The sequence below is a fragment of the Shewanella intestini genome, from assembly GCF_018221465.1.
In the GTDB taxonomy this organism is placed as follows: Bacteria; Pseudomonadota; Gammaproteobacteria; order Enterobacterales; family Shewanellaceae; genus Shewanella; species Shewanella intestini.
In genome coordinates, this window is record NZ_JAAIKR010000012.1 from 94,762 (window position 1) to 116,598 (window position 21,837).

Genomic DNA, 21,837 nt, shown 5'->3' on the forward strand with positions numbered 1-21,837 from the left:
TCCGGTGTCGAGGAGGTTAAAGGTTTAACTCATTAGTTTGCTTTGTAACCTGTGCCATCAAGAATATTTTGCGCTTGAGTAACATAAGTTTGTGCTGCATCTAGACGTTTTTGGCTATAACGGAAGCCATGTACACCCCAAGAACCATCTTTTCTAATTAAATCAACAGTTTCTTGTGCTTTTTCAGCAAGCATTAGTACCTGAGTTTTATCTTCAGTTGATAACTTGGTGACTTCCAATAATTGGTCAATACGTACAAGTGATTTTTCAACACTTGCAAAGACTTCTTTAATGGGTTTTTGCCACTTCATTACTTCACCGTAGATTTGCACTTGGTCTTTATAATGCAATCCAGTTTCTAGCTCTGATTGGAATTGACTGTGACAACCTTTGTTCTCAACAACATCATGGTCTGAAATCGCAGTACGAGCACAAGACCACATTAAGTCGAGGTAAGAACGACCTTCGTCATTTTTCGCAACAGTCCAACCTTTACCTGCGTTAGGGCCTTGAATACGAGGCTCACCTTCTGGTGGGTTGAGTGTTTTACGGACAGGGTCAATATCAATTTTCCACATGTGCGATTTACGAACGGCATCGAAACCAGCTGAATCAGGGAACTGCATTGCTTTGAAGTTTTCACAACTGCCCATGTTAGGCATGTGACAGCTTTGACAAGTTTGGCTGCTATGAGTGTCAGTGTTGCTAGCGATCAGCGTTTGTGCTTCATGACAATCTTTACAGTCTTTTTTCAACTTAGGTTTAGTGATACCTGACATCCAAGTGCCGTCAGTCACTTCATGCGGGTCATGACAGGTTGTACAACGCATGCCTTTTTCATAATGCATCGAGTTGTACATTTGCGAGCCTTCTGTACCGCAAGATGGGCAAAGAGACTTCATTTTCACACCAAAGGCATATTCTGCTTTTTCTTCCGCTTCAGGGGTTTTTGCAAGAACAGGGTCATACTCGAAACGTTGGTGACAACGTTCACAGTTAGACTGCATTCCACCTGTACCACCATCTAAGTGACCACCAGCGCCGTGACATTCTTCACAAGCGATACCACGAGAAATGGTATGTTCTTGTAGTTTTTTAGGGTCACCCAACGCATCGAAAAATTCTTGTTTGTTTTGGAAGTCAAACTTGAAGGTATGACACACTTCACAATAAGAACTGGCCGGTTGGAACAACATCGCTTCACGGTATTTTGCACCATATGAGCTCATACCAACTTGGTGAGAACCTGACGCACCAAAATCAGCCACTGTCAGTGGGAACTCTGGGATAACATCGTTAATTTTCTTAGACATTTCAGGGGTTAACCATTCAGCCCAACCACGTGAGAACTGGTTAGCACCCGCAACCATTTTACCGGTTCCGTCTCTAAGTAAGCCGTCTTCAATGTGGTATGTACCCCGTACTAACCATGCATCGATAAAGCCATATTTGGTACGAGGCGTCCCTACGGTCGCGTAGATAACATCAGGTGTAATACCATCAGGTAAAATTGAAGTATCTTTCGTGTTGTACATGGTTTTCTCTAGGTCGTTATCCACTTCAGGATGCTCACCAGGGAAACGAATTGTTTTCGCATGACGCGAACGTTGCCATTTCTCATACTGCGTAGCATGACATTCAGCACACTTTTCTGGGCCAACAAAGTTATTTGGATAATCAAGAATTGATTTAGCACCTAAGCGATATTGAACTGCGCGAGGCGTCCCAACTTTGGCACTATAATCTAGGCTATTACCTGTATCTAAATACTCTTCACCACGGTCACTAATATGGTAATCACCAACTAAGTTACCTGATTTTTGATATTTAAATAATGGGTGATTCTCAAATAAGAAGTCGAATAAATCAGCTTCTTGAACAATATAATCTTGAAGCGTTTTAACGCCATTTACTTTTTCCATCCCTTGGTATTCAGCTAAAGACTTTTTCGCTGAACTACCCATTTCAGGTACGCTGTTATATTTACCGCCTGCAGCATTTGCAGTGCCAATGGTAGCAAAGCAAAACAGCATTGATAATGCTACCTTGTGTTTCCATCGTCTCATCATTAACTCCTACTTATTTATAAATATTTTTATTTTATATATACATTTAAGTTTGCTTAATTGAAGTTAAAAATAACCGCCAGTTAATTTACACTATCAACTTTATAAAGCTTTAATTAAATGTGGAACAACAAAAACTAATCATTCACTAAACTACTTTCTAACTGAGCGAGGCTTATTCTCCTGATTTCAACCAATAAGAATAGGTTCAAGATCACAAAAAAAAACGCATTAGCTATCACAAAAAATAAAAGCCAAATAAACAATAAAAAACAATAACTTAAGCGAGGTGAAGTGTGAATTTGTCATATATTAAAATGGGTTTTTAGATCTAAAAAATTATTTTTAGATCTGATAAATCTAAAATGTATCATTGCGTATTAATTGTCACTTTTCTTTTTGAACCATGTCTCATCTTTTATAAACAACCTAGACTAACCTTACTCAAGCATTTAAGAACACAATCGTAACCTCAACGAGTAGCAATGAATAATTTAACGTTGTTCAATACTAACGTTGATAAAATTACAATTTAAACAACCTTAATTAAACCCAAATACAAATGAGTGATAGGTATTAGTATGTTCCCAGAAATAGGTTTATTTCTAATAATATTGTCTACGGTGCTATCTTTGATTTTATCTACTACGGCGATAGCGGGTATAAAATTAAATAATGCATACTTACTTGGTTATACCAAACCACTAAACTCGCTTGTCTGTTTAACCTTAGCCTCTGCATTAGTTATTCTTGGTTATAGTTTCGTCACTAATGATTTTTCTGTCGCTTATGTTGCTAATAATTCTAATACGCAATTAGCGCTATTTTATAAAATAGCGGCTATTTGGGGTTCGCATGAAGGCTCCATGTTATTTTGGGTATTTTTTATATCTCTTTGGGGAACAATTATTTTTAATTATGCACCTAAAGAATCGAATCTGTTCCATACAAAAATGATTGCGGTTTTAGCGTTAGTGATATTCGGATTTAGCCTGTTTATGGTTTTCACCTCAAACCCATTTGCACGCTTGTTGCCAGAAATGCCAATAGAGGGGCGCGACCTCAACCCGATACTGCAAGACATCGGCCTTATCATTCATCCTCCCTTATTGTTTCTTGGCTATGTCGGATTAACGATTTGTTTTGCCGCCTCTATCGCCGCGTTGCTCAGTGGCGGCCTCACTAAACAGCTAGCACGATACATGCAACCTTGGGCAATATTGGCTTGGGTATTTTTAACCGGAGGGAATGCTTTTGGTTCTTGGTGGGCGTATAACGAACTGGGTTGGGGGGGCTGGTGGTTTTGGGATCCTGTAGAAAACGCTTCGTTTATTCCTTGGTTAATTTCGACAGCACTGTTGCACTCGGTTCTGATGACATCAAAGCGCGGCATATTAGGTTCGTTTAGTATTTTCCTTGGTATTTTAGCGTTTTCACTCAGTTTACTTGGCAGTTTTTTGGTGCGCTCCGGCGTGGTTCAATCTGTTCACGCTTTTGCATCAGACCCAACAAGAGGGATGTCAATTTTAACCCTGTTAATTGTGTTTGCAGGAACAGCAATGGCGTTATTTGCTCAAAAAGCCCAAATTAGCCGCAACAAGATCAGTGATAGCTTATGTTCAAAAGAAATTGTCATGTTACTTGGTAATGTGTTGTTAATGGTTGCAGCAGCATCTGTATTACTGGGGACATGCTACCCACTTATTATTGAAGTTATCACAGGAACACGCATCTCGGTCGGTGCGCCCTACTTTAATAGCATATTTATTCCAATTGCCTCGCTAATCTTTTTACTGATGGGCTTGGCACCCTTGATTGATTGGCAAAAAAGCCCGTTATCGGCTTTAACCCTACCCTTAGTGCTTATGTTTGTCTGTGCAGCACTTGCTGTGCTGATAAGCGTTATCACCAAAGGCACATTTGATATCTGGTTATTTCTAGGTTTATTCACTAGCATCTGGATCATTAGTGCCACCTTATTCGTGCTCATTAAGCGTCGTGCTTCAGCACGTAATACCACCAAAGGCCCACAACAATCATCACTGCGATTTTATGTTATGTGTTGTGCACATGTTGGTGTGGCCATCTCTGTTCTTGGGGCAACATTCGTTTCTAATTTTGAACAAGAAGAGCTACTGCGAATGGGTCCAGGACAAGGTAAAACACTGGCAGGTTATAATTTTATCTATGAAGAAACACAAGAAGTCGATCTTAAAAGCTATAGCGCCATTCAAGCGAAAATTAGGGTTGAAGATGCGGACAACGAACAACTCATTACCCATATCTACCCACAGCGTCAAACGTTCAAAAGCAATGCGATGCAAATGTCCGCGGCAGGCATTTCAAGCCATTTTTGGCGCGATCTTTATATATCAATGGGTCAACAACTCACTGACCACCCTCATTTAAATGACAACGAATATTTAATCCGTATCAATTTCAAACCATTAGTAAATTGGATTTGGCTTGGGGCATTAATGATGATGTTGAGCGGTTTATTATTAATCATTTGTAGAAAGAAAGCGCCGTTGTTCAATCAAGACTCTGCGCAAGAAAAAACCTCATCAATGGAGAACAGCAATGAATCTAGCACTGATAAAAAATAATGCTGTTAAACAGATTGCCACTGTCATTTTTATTATGTTAACCATTTTTCAAATTTCAAATGCCAATGCCCAGCAACATGAAACTCGACAGCATTATTCAGCTGAACAAAAGAAAGCCTTAGGGTTTGAGATTGCCAGAGAGCTGCGATGTCCAATGGCAATTAATCAAAACCTTTTTGACTCACAGAGTCAAATTGCCAGCGAACTAAAAGGGCAGATTTTTTTTATGCTGGAAGAAGGCCAGTCTAAAAATGACATTATCAATTTCTTAGTTGAACGTTACGGAGAGAAAATTCGTTATATGCCATCGTTAAATAATAACACGCTATTTTTATGGTTATTCCCTTTAACTCTGGTCATCTTTTCTTTTATTGGTATTTTCTTATTAATGAGAAAAAACAATTAAACCTATTTCAGGAAATAATAATGATCGTTAAAAAAACCAACCACAATTTTTTTTCAAATAATAATTTAATTAAAATGACATTAATTGCGTCATCTTTATTATTTAGTTTTTCAACTGTTGCCGCCATACCTAATCACGTTGCTTATAACACTGGAGACGCTATTTTAAAACCGATGATAATGTCTCGATTCGTTGAAATGTCTTCTGCGAGAAAAGTGCCTAATCTGGCATTCTCAGATACGCAAGGCAATGTTATTCATTTAAATCAATTTAAAGGTAAGCTCGTTTTTATTCATTTGTGGGCAACATGGTGTGCGCCATGTATTAAAGAAATCCCACAAATCGACGCCATTAGACAACAAAATGCAGATAAAGACTTGGTGGTAATCCCGCTTTCTATTGATGAAGAAAGTGAAAAAGTCGCCCCGTTTTTAGCAAAATATAATCTTGCTGACTTTAAAACGTGGCTTGACCCCAACATGGATATTGACCAAATCATGCCGGCAAATGTCGTACCAGCAACATATATTCTGGATGGTTCAGGTAACTTAGTGGGATTCTTGCGTGGTTATTTAGATTGGAGTGATAAAGATATTCAGCCATACCTCGAGAAGCTCACGGCTAAATATGCAGGAAAGTAATCAATAGACCTCAAAAGTGTCAGAGTGTAACTGACACTTTTGAAGCTAAAAATAGTATCCATTTTATGATCACGGCTATTTAATCGAATAGTTAAATTTAGCACTCGCCATTGCATGATGTATTAAATCTTACATCACCACGGGTTTATATTCATACCAAGCAACAATGTTACCTAATATTGGGTTAATCCAGACTGCAGATTTATCATCAGTATGAATACGATAAAAATATATCACTTTATCTTTAATATTGTGCTTTCTTATTGAACGATAAAAGTGCATGGCTTCAGGGGTAACAACATCAGGTTTAATAAACTCTTTATTTTTAACTTTAACCAGGAAAACATCAACGTCCATGCCATCTATCATTTTATGGTATTGGGTAAATTCACCATTTAGTTTATATTTGATAGGCGATGTTAGGCAATCTTCATCGGTGATACACACAGATGAGTAAAAAATTCCTTTATCTTTTTCCTCATAAATCAATGACAAGCTCATATCCGATCGAAATAGTCGCTTTCCGGCTCTAGGGAAATAAACATCAGCATGATAAGAGTGCTCTGTCGTATCAAAGTCAACCTCATCATCACTTTCTGAGATAATGATTTTGTTATAGCGGATCCGTTTTTCTAATTTTTTGGCTAGTAGAATAAACTGGTCCATATCAAGACCAGCAGGCGTCTTATTTATTGCAGTTATATTGATTAAATCACTACCAGTACATTGATTATCAACGACATTTAAACAAGAGGCGATTGAGTAGTTACTGCCAACATGTGAGGCAAAACTTTTGATATTTTGAAGCCCATCGATGTGGTTATGTTCGGCATTTAAATGTTTTTGCCACATTGAACTTGTGAAGTTGTCATCGCCTGATTGATACAAAACCGGCGTATCTGCTTTTACGCCGCCAATATTTAACGGCATCATTTTATCAGCATGCCAATGACTGATCTGTTTCATCACTTGATGATAATCACTGCAATACCATCCAACCAACATTACCGCCAATAATGGAATAAGTCCCATCACTTTCACTATCATCGACGCATTTAAAAATGCCGATTTTAATGATTTAGCATCATTAACCGCTAATACTTTAATTGTCGATTGCTTAGCGACGTGTAATTCATAACCCCGCCGAGCCACCGTTTTTAAAATCACCTCAGAATAAGGTTCTAATTTTTTACGTAATGTACTAATACATTGTGTTAATGATGTTGCAGCAACAACACGATTTGGCCATCCGACCTCAAGTAGGCTCTCTTTAGTACAAACAGATTCACTCTGTAATAGATAAGCCAACACAGCAGACTCGGAAAAAGTTAACGCTATCGTTACACCGTTAACACTGTCCTCTAACTGCGTTGCCTCTTCATTTAACTCCAAGTAGGCTGTGATTTTTATCAACTTAAACTCCCCTCACATATTTTTAGCTCTTATAAAAAAGCACGATCCTTCATCAATTATTGTATTAAAAACAATAATTGATGGATGTGATTAAAACCTCAATTACTCTGTTTGTTACAAATACATTCAAGTATTTCTCTTATAACTTGTTACCTAAACCATTGACAGAAGTAAATTAATGCAGTTCAACTCAATTCAAATACGCTAATAAAGCAATGTTATATATGAAATTAACATCAATAAAATTAATGCCACTCCTTAGCCTTTCTCGACCTTAACATTTAGTAAAAGTTAATATTAAAACTTTATTATAAAATCAAAAAAAACCATCTAAAAACAAAAATACTTTTATTCACAAGCCTAAACAACAAGACAAAGATCGCATAAAAAAACCAATTGTTAATATTTAAACGTATTTGTTGTGACGCGAGTTATAAAATAACAAAATAAAAACAACATGGCTTCATTTTGATTTTATAATAGCGCTTAAATTTAATTAGATTTAATTAGATTTAATAAACTGACAACCAGCGAGCTTAATTATGAAAATGAATTCAGTTTTTTTATTAATATTAATGAGTGCAATATATTATCCGAAGATTGCATTAGCTAATCATCAAACTACATCTTGTAATAATGAAAAATGTAAAAATACAAAGTGTAATAATGAAAAATGTAGCACTCAAAAATGCGATGAACATATTGTCATCACTGGTGAACTCATGCACCAACCATCAAAAGTCACCAGTGATCCTAAAAAGCCACGTTTACCATTACCAGCCTATGATGGAGCTGGTTTTTTAAAAACGATCACCGGTTTTAGTATCAGCCGTAAAGGTGGTGCAGGCGGTGATCCTTCCTTACGCGGCATGGGAGGCTCTCGGATCAGCATTGTTGACGATGGTCAGCATGTGTATGGCACGTGTGGTGGACGCATGGATCCGCCAACAGCTTATATATACCCTGAAGCTTATGAGGCCATTACGGTAATCAAAGGCCCACAAACGGTAAAATATGGCCCAGTAGGCTCTGCCGGTACGGTGTTATTTGAAAAAGATCGCAACAACTTCGTTGGCAAAAATGTTGAAGGAAGAATGAGTACTACCCAAGGTTCATTTGGTCGTGAAGATTATTTAGTTGAACTCAAAGCCGGTAATGAAACCCATTACGTTGACTTTGATATGAACAAGTCACAAAGCGAACATTACACCGACGGTAAGGGTAATAAGGTGCAATCAAGTTATGACCGAAATAATTACAACATCGCTTTAGGTTGGACACCGGATGAAAATAGCGTGGTTGAGTTAGCTTACGGCGGTTCAAGTGGGAACGCAGAATATGCCGATCGAGCCAACAAAGCCCGCAAAATTGATAATGAAAATGTCACATTACTCGCTAAACACAACGTTGATTCTCAATGGGTGAGCAACGTTGAATTTCAAGTCTATAGCAACGAAAACGACCATATTATGGATCAATTTGACCAAGGTAATAACTCTGGAGTGAATGTTCGCCGAAAAACCACAGGGGGTCACTTATGGTTAGACATAACAACGTATGACAACTGGGAAACCACTGTCGGCGTTGACTATATGGAAAGTACTCATGCAGGCAGGTCGATTGATCAGAATGTTGATAATGGTTTAGACGATTTACTCAATAAGCCATATGCTGACAATATGAGTTATAAAAACTTAGGTTTGTTTATTGAGTCTAACTACCGATTAAACAGCCCATCGATTAATGGAAAAATATTAACCGGTTTACGTCTTGATCAATGGAACACCGCCCTTTTCGTTGCTCAAAAAGGTCAACGTGATGACAATTTAATGAGCGGATTTATCCGCTATGAGTACCTATCAAACCACAGCGAATACTACCTTGGTGGGGGTCATGCCAAACGAATTCCTGATTTTTGGGAATTCATGAAAGCAGACATAAATGATGCTTCTCAAAAAGCCTTTAATTTAGTACCTGAGAAAACCACCCAATTAGATTTGGGTTGGATTTATAAAAATGATGTTGAAATATCATCGGCGCTGTATTACGGCAAAGTAGATGATTATATTTTAATCGACGCAACACCTGCTAAAACATCAGCCTATAATATCGATGCCACGATTTGGGGCGGTGAAATTGGGGTGATGTATCCATTAAATCAACATTGGTCAACCCAAACAACACTCAGTTACAGTCATGGTGATAACGACACAACAGGAAAGCCTTTAGGGCAAATTTCACCACTTGAAGGCAGAATATCAATTAACTATGATGCCCATCAATGGACCGCAGGCCTGTTTTGGAGAATGGTTGCAGCACAGAATAACGTCTCAATTGGCGAAGGTAACATTTCAGGCCAAGACCTTTCTAAAAGCAGTGGTTTTGGCACTCTTTCTCTTAACGGTTCATGGTCACACGATGATGTGTTAATTAGCTTTGGTGTTGAAAACTTATTCGATATCGCTTATGCCGAACATGTCAGTCGTTCCGGTGCAGGCAATGATATCCCCGGCAGCGAACCTATGTTCCAAGTCAATGAACCCGGCAGAAATGCTTGGGTGAAATTAAGCTATACATTCTAACGTTTTCCCCTTGTGAGTTAGGGTTCTTCACCCAAAACCTTAACTCACCCCCCTCATCTGGTGTTTACTTAAGCGTTATCTGTCTGATTGACCATCTGCGCAATCAGACGATAGCGCTTTTTTACCACTCATAAGTAATCTTCACGCCACGATTTTAGCATGATTAAGCCGTTGTCTTCTTGACGCTTTGCCACATGATGCAAGCACACCAAATGGTATTTACATGGTCACCAAAGCACATAAACGTGTATGCTTTATCATTAAACATTTTATCAATGACCAAATTAATATTGGCTTATTAGACGCATTTTATATGAAAAACCTATCACCTTATGGCCGTACAGAGCACCTGCTTGACTACATCCACCGTCATATAACCCAGCCACTTAGTCTCGATGATCTTGCCCAGAAAAGTCATCTTTCCCGATGGCAGTTACAGCGTATTTTTCAGCAACAAACGGGGTTAAATCTGGCACAGTATGTCAGAGAACTCAAACTCAGTATGGCCGCAGAAAGAGTGGTAACCACGACCGATAGAATGCTCGATATCGCCTATCAACTGGGGTTTGCTTCTGAGGTCAGTTTTAGTCGGGCTTTTAAGCAGTTTTTTGGCTTAACGCCAAGTCAATACCGACAACGAGGCACCAAAGTCGGGCTACGCAACACCATCACCCAGCGTGCTGAACATTTTATTGATAGCACCTCTTTGCAAACCCGAATTGAACACAAGCCTGCCTTTACGGTTTATGGCATTTCAACACCACTTAATGGTGTTTTAGCTGATACTCCTGACTTTGACACCGTTGTGCCCGCCCTCTGGCAGCAATTATTTAGTATGGTAACTTGCAAGCCAATTTTAGATACCCAACTTGTGGGTATTATTGACACTCAGCAACAGACACCACAACAGCCTCAGTTACATTATTGGGCCACATTAGACTTTGGCGATACGGATGTAACAACACCTAATATCGTCACTAACGCTCAACTTAAAACGCTTATCATCCCCAGCCAAGAATATGCGGTAGTGGCTTACCATGGTTTACTCAGCGGTTTTAGTCAGTTAATTGAATGGTTAATTTGCGACTGGCTACCTCAATCAGGCTTTGAAAGCGTGCCAGGGTTTGAACTTGAACGTTATGGTGTGCTCACCCCAAACATGGATGACCCAAAACAAATGGAATACTGGTTGCCAATTCGGTCAATCTCTCCGCGCTAATACATGTGATTTCCCTCGCAATTTTTGGTGGTTGACCTCTTTTTTCAGCTTCATGCACCAAATTGTTAAATACGCTCAAATAGAATAAGTTATCATTTGCACCTGATAATCATTATCATTTGTATTTAAGGCAGGTTTTTAACCGCGTAAAGAGGACAGCATGATCTCCATCAGTGATAAAAAGGCATTTCCACTCACATTAATGGCGGCATCAATTGGTGCGGCAATGGTATTTTCAGCTCAGACTAACGCGAGCGAAAATAACGACACCGCAGACGCAACTATTGAAACCATTACCGTGTTAGGTCAGGCATACCGTAATACGGCCACCAAGACATCATTAACCCCATTAGAAACACCACAAGGTGTCACGGTCATAGATGGTGAGTTATTATCACAGCGTGGCGTCAGCTCATTAAATCAAGCTTTACGCTATGTGCCAGGGGTGACCACCGAACAAAAAGGTGGCGCAGTCACCATGTATGACACCTTTAATTTGCGCGGTTTTGATGTCAACCAAAGCTATTACGACGGCCTGGTTTTACAGTCATTAAAAGGTTGGAACTTACAACCACAAATCGACCCGATTGCCCTTGAGCAAGTTGAAGTATTTAAAGGCCCAACTTCTGTGCTGTATGGTTCAATGCCACCTGGTGGCATGGTCAACATGATTGCCAAAACACCACAAACGACTTCAGCAACCTCGGTGAATGTTGCCACTGGTAATCAAAATTTAGTTGAAGCCTCTATCGACACCACAGGACAATTTGGCGACAGTGACTTTTCGTATCGGGTGATTGGCCTTGCTCGCAGCAAAGATGGTCAGGTCGACCACACGCAAGAAAAACGTTATGTGTTTGCCCCGTCGGTAGACTGGAACGTGTCTGACGACACCTACATCAATGTCAATTTGTACTATCAAAAAGATCCTGCAATGGGCATGAACTCTTCATTACCTTCTGCAGGAATGATTTATGACAATCCTAATGGCAGCACGAGTGCATCGACATTAGCAGGTGATAAAAACTGGTCCGCTTTTGAGCGTGAATTTGTATTAGCCGGTTATAAACTGAATCACAGCTTTAATGACAACTGGTCATTTTTACAAAATTTTCGTTATATGGATGCTAACTTATCGCAAAAAAACACCTACCACCTAGCAGCTAATTTTGACCCTATTACAGGTAATTTAGACCGCAATATTTACAGTACTGACGAAAGCTCAAGTGGCTTTACGGTTGATAACCAATTGTCTGGCTTAATCCATACCGGCAACATTGAGCACAATTTATTATTGGGTGTTGATTATCAAAAAATGGATGGTGACTCACTGTATTCAGAGTTTGGCACCACTAGTCAATTTGGTGATTTTAATATTTTTAATCCAAATAACGACATGATTGACCCAAGTAAATTAACCGTTTCAACCGCTGCTAATGATAAGGTGAAAGTGGAACAAACTGGGGTGTATTTTCAAAACCAAATGCGCGCCAATAACCTGATTGTAATTGTTGGCGGCCGCTATGACGATTACCGCTCCTCAAGTCATTATGCCTATGACGGTGGCAGTACTGACAACGGAGCTGACCAACAGCAGTTTTCTTATCGTGTCGGTGCCATGTACGAATTTGCCAATGGTATTGCGCCATTTGCCAGTTACGCGACCAGCTTTGAACCCGTTGAGGGCACTAAAACAGACGGCTCCACTTACCAGCCTGAAATGGGTGATCAATTAGAGTTAGGGCTGAAATACGCCTCAGAAGATCAAAGTAAAACGGCCTCGGTGTCACTGTTCAATATTGTCAAAAGCGACGCCTTAATGGCCAACCCAGACGATCCATGGGGTGACAAACTTCAAGTGGGTGAAATTGAGTCGCGCGGCGCCGAATTTGAAGGTAAATGGTTCATGACAGACAATGTCGATGTTGCCGTAAACTACACCTACATTGACATGGAAATCACCAAAGACAGTGGTAATGGCTTACAGGGTACACAACCCATTTATGTGCCTAAAAATGCCGCCTCATTGTGGGCAAATTATCAAATTGATGATGGAAAACTAGCGGGTGTGCGCGTAAGTGGCGGCGTTCGTTATGTTGGCGACATGCAAATGGATGCCCTTAATAGTGCCAAAGTTAGTGCCTATACTCTTGCGGATTTATCAGTTGGCTATGACCTAGGTGAGTTCGACACCAGCTTGTTAGGTGCCAGTATTAATTTGGCTGCCAACAATTTATTCAACAAAGATTATTACACCTGTTATGACACAGCGAACTGCTGGTATGGCGCTGAACGTACGGTGAAATTGAGCGTTAATTATCAGTTTTAACACCCGATTACTAACGTTATAGTCTATCTAATTGTCTTACCCAAATTAACCTTAACAAGTGCATTTGGGTAAGCAACAAGAGCCCTTTTATGAATCAAGCTGTTTTTCGTGGTTTATACCAACAATGCCAACAGGTTTCGCCTTATTTAAAGGGTGAATGGCAAATCATGGATGAACAAGACCCATCAACCATTTCTTTGGCGCGCTCTAACCTCAGCTCTATTCGCGCTTTATACCAAAGCTTACAACAGCAATCTCCAGAAGCGGGCGCCGCTTATTGGTTAACGCGCAGTTGGAATTTACTTACATGGCAACCGTTGTACATTGCCATTACTGCTATTTATCACTGTAAGGTTTTGCCTGATCTGTGCAGCTTATCGCAGACTCACAAAAATGGGCTTATTGCTGGTTTTAGCTTCTCATGCACAAGATGTGACACCGGTGAGAATGCACAACTGGTTAATCGTGCAGGTGAACAATTAAGACGTATTTTTGAACACTTACGCACAGACCTAGACCGGTCGTTTCGTTGTCGACCAAGATTTGTAGAGCATTTAATTGCCGATGCGTTATTAAGCCGTCTGTTACTGCTGCAACACTCTCATCCTGAAATGTCAGTTTGTTTTATTCGTAATCAGGCCACACTTTGGCTCAACGCGTTAAACTTACCCCAAGCGCATGTGAATAAAATTCAGTACAGTGAATCGACCAAGCAATTGATATTTAATCGCTCAAGCTGTTGCTGTATTTATAAAACTGCCGCCGGTAACAAATGCGCCAACTGCCCGAGAAAATAACCTTATAAGCTGGTTATTTTGTTTATCCTTAGGCGTATTTAGGCGAATAACATCCATAAAAAAGCTCAGTTAAACTGAGCTTTTTAAATGTTGGGTCAATTGATTAACCGTTAATTCAACTGCGCGTGTTTTGGCGGATTTTTTATTGCCAATGAACGCGCTAAAATACCCAATGTCGTGCCATTATGCAGCAATGCGCTCATGGTTGGGTTTAACCAGCCCATTGCCGCCGCTAACATAATGCCGCTATTGACGTATTCAGCCACTTTAATGTTGCTGTGGATAATGTTCATCGCCACTTGTGACAACTGATAGGTTTCTACCACGCTGTAAAGATCGTCTTTAAGCAATACCACATCAGCCGCTTGTCGAGCAAGCTCTGTGCCCTTACACATTGCCACGCCAACATTTGCCTTGGTTAATGCTGGCGCATCATTGACGCCATCACCAATAAACATCACTTTATGCCCTTGCTGTTGCAGGCTTTCAATAATGCTCGACTTAGACTCAGGTGTCGCTTGGGCAAATACCTTATCAAGTTTAAGGTCGTCACCTAACATGTTTGCTTTATAAACACTGTCACCTGAAATCATCATCAATTTGGGAATACCCAATTGACGTAAATCTTCCAAGGTGCGATAAACATCTTCACGTAAGTGGTCACGCAAACCTATCATGCCCATTAGTTCACTTTGATGAGACACAAAAATTAAGTGGCGGCCTTTGGCTTCATATTCACTAATTTGTTGCTCAAAGGCACTAAAATCAACGCCTTCATGCACTTCTAAAAAGTGACGACTGCCCATGACTAAACAGTGTGAATTAACGGTACTTTTTAGCCCATGGGCAATAACGTATTCCACTTCACCATGATCAATATGCGGTAATTGATGATGTTTAGCGGCATTGACCACCGCTTGTGATAACGGGTGATTGCTGTGCTCTTCAACCGATGCCGCCATCGCCAGTAGGTCGCGGGCACAATGGTCGCCTTGGCAATTAAATGGCACCACGTCAGTCACTTCCATATCACCGTGAGTCAACGTGCCTGTTTTATCAAACACACATACATCTATGTCAGCTAGCTTTTCTATCGCACTGCCGCCTTTAAGCAAAATACCTTGCTGCACTGCGCGGTACATAATGGATTTAAAGGTCACTGGAGTGCTGAGCTTTAAGGCACATGAATAATCAACCAAAAATACTGATGCCACACGGTTAATGTCTTGGGTTAATGCAAATACCGCAGCGCCAATACCTAAGGTAATTTTTACCCGTCGATTAGCCATGTCTTGGGTGACTTGCTGAATTTCGCTTTTTTCGCTTAATGAATCATAAATCAGCTGCGCAATTTTAGCGGTGGTTGATTCGCTGCCAATTTTGTCAACGCGGACTTGAATGGTGCCTTCATAGACACTTGAGCCTGAGTAAACTGTGGCATCTAGCTCACGTCTTACAGGGACACTTTCACCAGTTAACGCCGCTTGGTTTATTAGTGCCGCGCCGCCAATAATAACGCCGTCAATTGGAATCGCATCACCGGGAACCAATTCAATCATGTCGTGTTCAACAAGTACTGCTGAACTGACTTTGGCTTTACTGCCATCAGGGAATATTTGCCAAACCATTGATTGCTGCGGGATCATCAAGTCAGCCAGTAACTTGTCGCTTTTACGACATGTTTCTTGCTCCATGTATTCCCCTAAGCTAATAAGGGTTTGAGTCATCATTGCGGTGCGATAATCACCACGATAAGCAGACAAGCCCACGGCAATAGCATCAAGCACTTCAACTGAAACGTGTTTGTTTTTAACCTCTGAAATACCCTCTAAAAGGGTCGGCGCAATTAATGTCGCCGTAGAGATTGCCCCCCATTTTTTGGGCAAAAGTGCGGCAGATAAAGTACCAATAACATTCATGGCAATATCGCCACGGGTGAATTGGTGTTCAGATTCAGCTAACTGGGCTTGAGTTAAATCTAACTGAGCGAGTCTGTCCTCAACAATGTCCTTATCTAACAGCGCAACGTCGTATTCAATGGCAATGGAATGTGCAGCTTCATTCACTCTCACGCTGCGAATGCCTTGAATAGCCATCACACTTTGCTTAATCCAATCGCCGGTATCTTCTAGCTCAACGTCACGTTTAACCTTAAAGCGAATACGTCCTGGAATATGATGTTTAACTCGCAAAGATGTCATTAGTCGCCTTTATGCAGGTTGCGGTAATACTCTAGCTCAGCTTGGGTGTCTTCTAAGCGCTCTTTGAGCTCTTCAACTTCACCACGGACCGTTGACCAGGCTTTTTCACCTGTTGAAGCCACACTTTGTTGTACTTTTTTGTTACTTAACAAATATGCCACTGCCGCACCTGCAGCTAGCCCCATCATAAAATGGGTTTTGGTATTCTGTGCTTTATAAGGCGTTGCCGCTGGGGAGGTAGACTGCGTAGCTTGGTCTTGCTGAGGCTGACCATACACTGGGTATCCATAAGGTGGATAATTATTCATAACGGTTTTTTCCTGAAAATTGGTCAACTAAATACAAACCCGCAGCGCCCGCGGCCAAAATAGTCATTAACGACAGTGCTGGACGCCCCGCCATTTTGCCAGCAACAAACGTTGTTAAACCGCCAATTGCCGCAGCTTGAATCGCTGACTTAGTGGCTTTAGCCGCCATAGCATCGGCGTTAATATCGCCTTGCTTGTATGATGACCATTGCGTTGCAATGGATGCACCGCCGCCAACCATTGCGCCCACTAGTAACGCACGATTAGTAGGGCTTAATTGGTTACTGGCATTACTCATACCGGTTTCATTTCTTGTTCATCTAAGCTTCTAATTTCTGTCACAAGCTCATCCGTTTCAGCAGGGGTTTGTGCCATGTTGTCAACAGGTTGTTGGTTGTGACGTTCTACTGATTGTTGGAAACCTTGTTTACCGGCGGTGTAGGTATCTTTAAAAATTTCGCCGCCATTGTTAACGCTTTCTCTGACGCTTTGAGCAGTATCAGTGGCAGAGTCTTTTACTTTACAGCCGCCGGTTTTAAGCATGTCACCTGCACCTGAAACCACATCCATTAACTTGCCACGTACTTTGTCATTGCTAAGTAGTAATGCCGCTGCTGCGCCAACCATTGCGCCTTTCCAAAATTCTTTATCGTTCATACCTAAACTTCCTAATATTTCTTTAAACATACCAGCTTCTTCACCCAGCGCTTGCTCTAACATAGCTTGAGCTTGTTCCATAAATGGATCGCTTTCATCTGTATTAGCTTGTGCTTGCGCGGGAGCTTGTTCTGGCATTGGTGGGTGTGGGTAGTATCCCGGAGGCATCATCTGTGGGTGTCCCCACATTGGGTGTGGTGCATAATGTGGATGACTGTAACCAGGGTGATAGTAACCGGGGTGCATCTGCGGTGGCATAGACGCTTGACCTTGATAAGGGTGCGCATGAGGCTGCCCTTGAGGTTGCGCATAATATCCCGGTGGCATTTGCGGTGGATACTGATTCATATGCGGTGGCGGAACTTGGTTCTGCCAATCAGGTTGCTGCTGCGTCGGTTGTTGAGCTTGTGCTTGAGCATCCGGTTGCGCATTGTCATGCCCGTATTGCGGCGCATAACCTGCCTGCTGATAATGTTGACTCATGGGGTAATTCCTTGGTCAGATAAATACTGTGCGAATGCGAAGTAAGCCTGTTTAGCCTGCTCATCTGACTCGCCAAATAACTGCTCAACCCATTGTGGAGTGACCAATTTGGCGTCATATTCGATGACAATGCTGCCTGTTGATTTATTCAGCTTATAACTAAGAAATGCAGGCACCTGTTCAATAACTTCGTCTACGTTACTCAGGTTAAACTGCATAAGTTGAGCCACTAAACCCAATTTATATTTGAGACGAATACGACCCGGAACATGATGAGCTATCACCACCCAACGTCGCATTTTCATTACTTTATTTAAATATTTTTCCATCAAATTATTATACGAATTCACGCCATTTTTTATTTGTGCCAGATCATGTTTCGCCACATCTTATTTAAACTGAAAAATAGTATTGTTGGGTGGCTAGAAAATGAAACGATCTCGTTATCATCTGATTTGATTAATCTTATTAATGTCTTCAACCTAGCAGTGTTATTCCAGATAAATAGCCTAAGTGTGACCAAGTTAGAATTAAACAAAACCCGTTTTCAAGATTAACAAATAATTGTTTAAAGGGGCTTTACCAGCAACAAGACCAAGTGGTAACATTAACGATAATGATTATCAATTAGGTGCTTGTATGAATTGTTATGTGCATAAAACCCAGCAAAGATTACGTGTTCGCTCTGAATTTATCCGAGAGAATAAATTGCAGGTTTGCACCTTAATTGAACAACTTGAATTAATTGATGCGGTTAAGCATGTCAAACATCAACAATATGCAGGTTCTGTGGCTATTACCTTTGATAACAAAGAATTAGATTGCGATAGCTTATTAGAAATACTTGAAAGCCATGGCTGGTTAGTTGAAAACAATAAACCATCATTTGTGGAAACTGCCGTGACGACCGGTACAAAAACATTTGTAAAAGGCGTGGCGGGTATTGCACTTTCAAGATTAGTTGGCCCTGCCGTAAGCAAAATGATCATGAGCGCAGCTTAAATTTACCGACTTACCTGCTTGCCGCTCTCCTCCCCCTATAAGTCCCTTTCTTCGCCGTGATATTGCCATAATGACTCATTAGGCAAGCACCATGATCTTAGCAATCAACAATTTTAATGGTGTGCGATACGCTGTGAATATTGTATTAACAAAAGCAATTAGCTCACTTAAAAGGCCGTCAAGAGTGACAGCTGATTAGACAGTGACATTAAACTTTTTCGCGGCGCATTTACAATAACCGCCTGCTAATGCAGGACAACGTTTACATGCAGGTGACTTTAAAGGCACCCGTAAAATAGATTGTCCAGGACGGGCATTCACAGCAATACGCGCCGCGGGTGTTGCTGCGGGCTTAGGGGAAACAACGTCGTTTGAAGGTGATAAGGCCACAATCGGTTTACTGCGCGCTTGGCCATGATGAAACCATGAAAGCACCGGGTTTAATGGCTGGATGAGCTCTGAAACCACATTCGTGATCACTTGCTCAGATAATTGATTGAGTTCTTTGGTTAACTGTGGGCTTAAAGGGGAACTAAGTGAAGCAGCAACCTCACCATTGCGGTTAACATTGGCAGTGAGGGCATTAAGCTGCTTAAGCGACTTACTGGTCACTTTTTTCGATTTTTTCTTCAGCTTTTTCAGGGCGCTTTTGCACTCATCAGTTTTACCTACCACAGATATCAACTTGACTACGATAACAAAAAACCAACCTTAAATAAATATGATTATCATTTAGATTTGTGGATTTGTGGATTTGTGGATTTGTGGATTTGTGGATTTGTGGATTTGTGGATTTGTGGATTTGTGGATTTGTGGATTTGTGGATTTGTGGATTTGTGGATTTATGAGTTTATGAGTTTATGAGTTTATGAGTTTATGAAAGCACTACATCATGAAGCGGCCATTATATACCGCGTGATTAATTGTGTCGGTGCATTTGGGCTTGTTTAATCGAGATCGCTGTCATTGCAACATAATGTTAAGATTAATAAACTCATGTTAGTGTCATCAGTGTCTAAGGAACCACGCTATGCCTTCACGCACTAAGCAACTTGCTCTGTTTCTCGATGTAGTACAACAAGGCTCATTTACTAAAGCAGCGGCCTTACATGACATGGATAATTCATTATTGTCAAAGCAAATAAAAAAACTCGAAACGGCACTTGGGGTTCAATTATTAAATCGCTCGACGCGCTCATTTTCATTAACCCCCGCCGGTGAAGAAATCTTTGAACAAACTCAAAGATTGATGGGCAATTTAACCCAAATACAAAGCATTGCCAATGCTTATCAGTCTGAATTAAAAGGTAAATTACGCATTAGCGCGGGAGTACATTTTGGACAACAGTACTTACACCCTGTGTTGATAAAATTTATGAAAACTTATCCACATGTGCAGGTAACATTGTCATTAGATGACAAACCCACCGATATTATTAGCGACCATTTTGACGTGGCTTTTCGGGTAGGTAAGCTCACTGAATCAAACTTAATTGCCAGAAAAATTGCTAATTCACATTTTGCTGTCTTGGCATCAAAAGACTTTATTATTCAGCACGGCCAGCCCACCACACCACAAGCACTTGCTGAGTTACCTGCCGTAATTTATCACAATGGACACGCTAATTTAGACACCTTTAGCATGACGACAGAGCCCCATGGCGGTGACTTTAAAACCTTTAAAATGCGCGGTAATTATCGTGTTGGCGACGTGCGCACGATGATGGAAGCAGCAGAAGCAGGCATAGGTTATTGCGTGGTAGATTTATTTAACCTCACCGCACCTATTACTCAAAGCAACCTCGTCCCTTTACTCACCAACTATGGTTTGTCCAATATGGGCATGGGGTTTTATGCCATTTATCCACACCGTAAGCCAACACCGATTGTCAGTGAATTAATTGATGCACTGCAAGCACACATTGGAACGCCGCCATTTTGGGTTGCACACGTGCCCAATTACAACGAGTATTATCAATAGCGCAACTAAGTTGCGGCAAACGCTCTTATGAGGCGACGACACAACCTTCTGTTTTGCCCTCCCCTCAACGAGTGAGTCGTTACAAAAACACACGGCTAACCCACACATCCTCCCCCAAATTCATCTTTGCTCTTTAACGGCTATAGATGATTGAACTTGTTACAAACCATTGAGTAACCATCCTAATTTTAATGACAATTTTTTCGTTCAAAATTCGCAAAAATGCGATAACTAACATACGCTTATTATTGAGCTACAAATTTTATAGGCATTTTCATGATTCAATTTCCCCGTATCATCATCCTTCAAGTATCAAGGTGTAAGTCGACTATTTGGGGGCTATTTTTAAGCTTATGCGCAACGTCTAGTGTTGCAAACACCTTGCATTTTTATGGCATAGAGAACCTATCTGAACAAGAAGTAGGGAAAATGGTGTTTGAAGAGATATGTCTGCAACTCAACTTAAAAGTGAGGGTAACCTTATTGCCAGCTGATCGCGCAGAACGTGGCGTTTTACTTGGCAATGCCGCCGGGGAGATTATGAGGATTGATTCTTATGGGGATAATAAAACCAATGTGGTGAGAATACCCACCCCATATTACTCGTTAAAAACGACCGCGTTTTCATTAACTACAAACCTGCAAAATCAAGCATTAGTACACCAGATTGAACAAGCTAATATCGCCATTGTCAGAGGCGTAAAACATACCGAATTCTATGCCAACCTCGCTGGCAACGTCATGCAAGTCATGACCACCAAACAAATGATGCGCCTACTTGAGTTAAAGCGAATCGACCTTGCTGTCACCAGTTATATTGATGGTTTGCAGTACCTTAACCAAAAAAATATCAACCACATCATTCCGCTGCAGCCCATTTTAGCGGAGCATGCGTTATATATTTATCTCAATCAACGCTACGCCAGTTTGGTGCCTTTGTTCGATGAGAAAATCAAACAACTTATTGCCAGTGGTGAGTTAGAAAAACTGATCCAAGCTGCTGAAAACCAAGTGATGAGCGTAAACTAAATGCCTATATACGTTGTTAAGCTAACGGCAATAACAAGAAATAAGTAGGCTTAAACACCTAAGTTGAAAAGGAGAAATAAGACAAAATCTAAATAACAACAGCACGAGTTGAAGCGA

At 40.8% G+C, this 21,837-nt stretch carries 18 protein-coding genes; 10 read left to right on the top strand and 8 right to left on the bottom strand.

The features are described from left to right. Nucleotides 1-32: 32 nt before the first annotated feature. Entirely contained in the window at nucleotides 33-2,066 is a 2,034-nt protein-coding gene (locus G3R48_RS12500) for a multiheme c-type cytochrome (protein ID WP_153665094.1), read from the bottom strand. 581 nt (nucleotides 2,067-2,647) lie between these two features. Between G3R48_RS12500 and G3R48_RS12505 the strand changes: the two genes are divergently transcribed. The 3 genes from G3R48_RS12505 to G3R48_RS12515 are packed head-to-tail and all read left to right on the top strand — an operon-like array spanning nucleotide 2,648 to nucleotide 5,719. Further along, the gene (locus G3R48_RS12505; RefSeq protein WP_153665096.1) at nucleotides 2,648-4,672 is read left to right on the top strand and encodes a heme lyase CcmF/NrfE family subunit; all 2,025 of its coding nucleotides are present in this window, start codon (nucleotides 2,648-2,650) and stop codon (nucleotides 4,670-4,672) included. Continuing rightward, the gene (locus tag G3R48_RS12510) at nucleotides 4,647-5,078 is read left to right on the top strand and encodes a cytochrome c-type biogenesis protein (RefSeq protein ID WP_228497472.1); all 432 of its coding nucleotides are present in this window, start codon (nucleotides 4,647-4,649) and stop codon (nucleotides 5,076-5,078) included. Before G3R48_RS12505 ends, G3R48_RS12510 begins: the two co-directional genes overlap by 26 nt. A 20-nt stretch (nucleotides 5,079-5,098) precedes the next feature. Continuing rightward, nucleotides 5,099-5,719, top strand: coding sequence for a TlpA family protein disulfide reductase (locus G3R48_RS12515; protein ID WP_228497473.1), 621 nt, complete (start codon nucleotides 5,099-5,101; stop codon nucleotides 5,717-5,719). Nucleotides 5,720-5,848: 129 nt separating this feature from the next. Here the strand turns inward: G3R48_RS12515 and G3R48_RS12520 are convergent, their stop codons facing one another. Beyond that, nucleotides 5,849-7,132: a winged helix-turn-helix domain-containing protein gene (locus G3R48_RS12520; RefSeq protein ID WP_153665098.1), complete on the bottom strand. Its 1,284-nt coding sequence runs from the start codon at nucleotides 7,130-7,132 to the stop codon at nucleotides 5,849-5,851. 722 nt (nucleotides 7,133-7,854) lie between these two features. Between G3R48_RS12520 and G3R48_RS12525 the strand changes: the two genes are divergently transcribed. The 4 genes from G3R48_RS12525 (at nucleotide 7,855) to G3R48_RS12540 (ending at nucleotide 14,059) form a co-directional block, all read left to right on the top strand. Further along, a complete protein-coding gene (locus G3R48_RS12525) occupies nucleotides 7,855-9,714 on the top strand; it encodes a TonB-dependent copper receptor (RefSeq protein WP_228497474.1) in 1,860 nt (619 codons plus the stop codon). A 223-nt stretch (nucleotides 9,715-9,937) separates the two neighbouring features. Then, nucleotides 9,938-10,933, top strand: a complete 996-nt coding sequence (locus G3R48_RS12530) for an AraC family transcriptional regulator (RefSeq protein WP_153665100.1) — start codon at nucleotides 9,938-9,940, stop codon at nucleotides 10,931-10,933. Between the two features lie 160 nt (nucleotides 10,934-11,093). Continuing rightward, nucleotides 11,094-13,262, top strand: coding sequence for a TonB-dependent siderophore receptor (locus G3R48_RS12535; protein ID WP_153665102.1), 2,169 nt, complete (start codon nucleotides 11,094-11,096; stop codon nucleotides 13,260-13,262). An 89-nt stretch (nucleotides 13,263-13,351) separates the two neighbouring features. Then, entirely contained in the window at nucleotides 13,352-14,059 is a 708-nt protein-coding gene (locus G3R48_RS12540; protein ID WP_153665104.1) for a siderophore ferric iron reductase, read from the top strand. A gap of 110 nt (nucleotides 14,060-14,169) precedes the next feature. Here G3R48_RS12540 and G3R48_RS12545 read toward each other — a convergent pair whose 3' ends face one another. From G3R48_RS12545 to G3R48_RS12565, 5 genes are read right to left on the bottom strand one after another with little or no spacing between them, the layout of a single operon-like run. Beyond that, complete coding sequence (locus G3R48_RS12545; protein WP_153665106.1) at nucleotides 14,170-16,260, bottom strand: heavy metal translocating P-type ATPase; 2,091 nt, start codon at nucleotides 16,258-16,260, stop codon at nucleotides 14,170-14,172. Beyond that, complete coding sequence (locus tag G3R48_RS12550; RefSeq protein ID WP_153665108.1) at nucleotides 16,260-16,568, bottom strand: YtxH domain-containing protein; 309 nt, start codon at nucleotides 16,566-16,568, stop codon at nucleotides 16,260-16,262. The genes G3R48_RS12545 and G3R48_RS12550 overlap by 1 nt, the downstream gene beginning before the upstream one ends. Next, nucleotides 16,561-16,866: a magnetosome protein MamC family protein gene (locus G3R48_RS12555; protein WP_153665110.1), complete on the bottom strand. Its 306-nt coding sequence runs from the start codon at nucleotides 16,864-16,866 to the stop codon at nucleotides 16,561-16,563. Before G3R48_RS12555 ends, G3R48_RS12550 begins: the two co-directional genes overlap by 8 nt. Further along, complete coding sequence (locus G3R48_RS12560; RefSeq protein WP_194823905.1) at nucleotides 16,863-17,708, bottom strand: YtxH domain-containing protein; 846 nt, start codon at nucleotides 17,706-17,708, stop codon at nucleotides 16,863-16,865. The genes G3R48_RS12555 and G3R48_RS12560 overlap by 4 nt, the downstream gene beginning before the upstream one ends. Beyond that, complete coding sequence (locus G3R48_RS12565) at nucleotides 17,705-18,007, bottom strand: HMA2 domain-containing protein (RefSeq protein WP_212593343.1); 303 nt, start codon at nucleotides 18,005-18,007, stop codon at nucleotides 17,705-17,707. The genes G3R48_RS12560 and G3R48_RS12565 overlap by 4 nt, the downstream gene beginning before the upstream one ends. A gap of 340 nt (nucleotides 18,008-18,347) precedes the next feature. Between G3R48_RS12565 and G3R48_RS12570 the strand changes: the two genes are divergently transcribed. Continuing rightward, nucleotides 18,348-18,710: an HMA2 domain-containing protein gene (locus G3R48_RS12570; RefSeq protein ID WP_153665114.1), complete on the top strand. Its 363-nt coding sequence runs from the start codon at nucleotides 18,348-18,350 to the stop codon at nucleotides 18,708-18,710. 195 nt (nucleotides 18,711-18,905) lie between these two features. On the opposite strand, the gene G3R48_RS12575 is transcribed toward G3R48_RS12570, so the two are convergent. After that, nucleotides 18,906-19,385 (bottom strand): hypothetical protein, encoded by a 480-nt coding sequence (locus tag G3R48_RS12575; protein WP_153665116.1) that lies wholly within the window; start codon nucleotides 19,383-19,385, stop codon nucleotides 18,906-18,908. A gap of 355 nt (nucleotides 19,386-19,740) precedes the next feature. On the opposite strand from G3R48_RS12575, the gene G3R48_RS12580 reads away from it, so the two are divergent. Together G3R48_RS12580 and G3R48_RS12585 are read left to right on the top strand one after the other, a co-directional pair. Next, on the top strand, nucleotides 19,741-20,691 hold the full coding sequence (locus G3R48_RS12580; protein ID WP_153665118.1) for a LysR family transcriptional regulator: 951 nt from the start codon (nucleotides 19,741-19,743) through the stop codon (nucleotides 20,689-20,691). 276 nt (nucleotides 20,692-20,967) lie between these two features. Continuing rightward, nucleotides 20,968-21,720: a substrate-binding periplasmic protein gene (locus G3R48_RS12585; protein WP_153665119.1), complete on the top strand. Its 753-nt coding sequence runs from the start codon at nucleotides 20,968-20,970 to the stop codon at nucleotides 21,718-21,720. The last annotated feature ends 117 nt before the right edge of the window (nucleotides 21,721-21,837 follow it).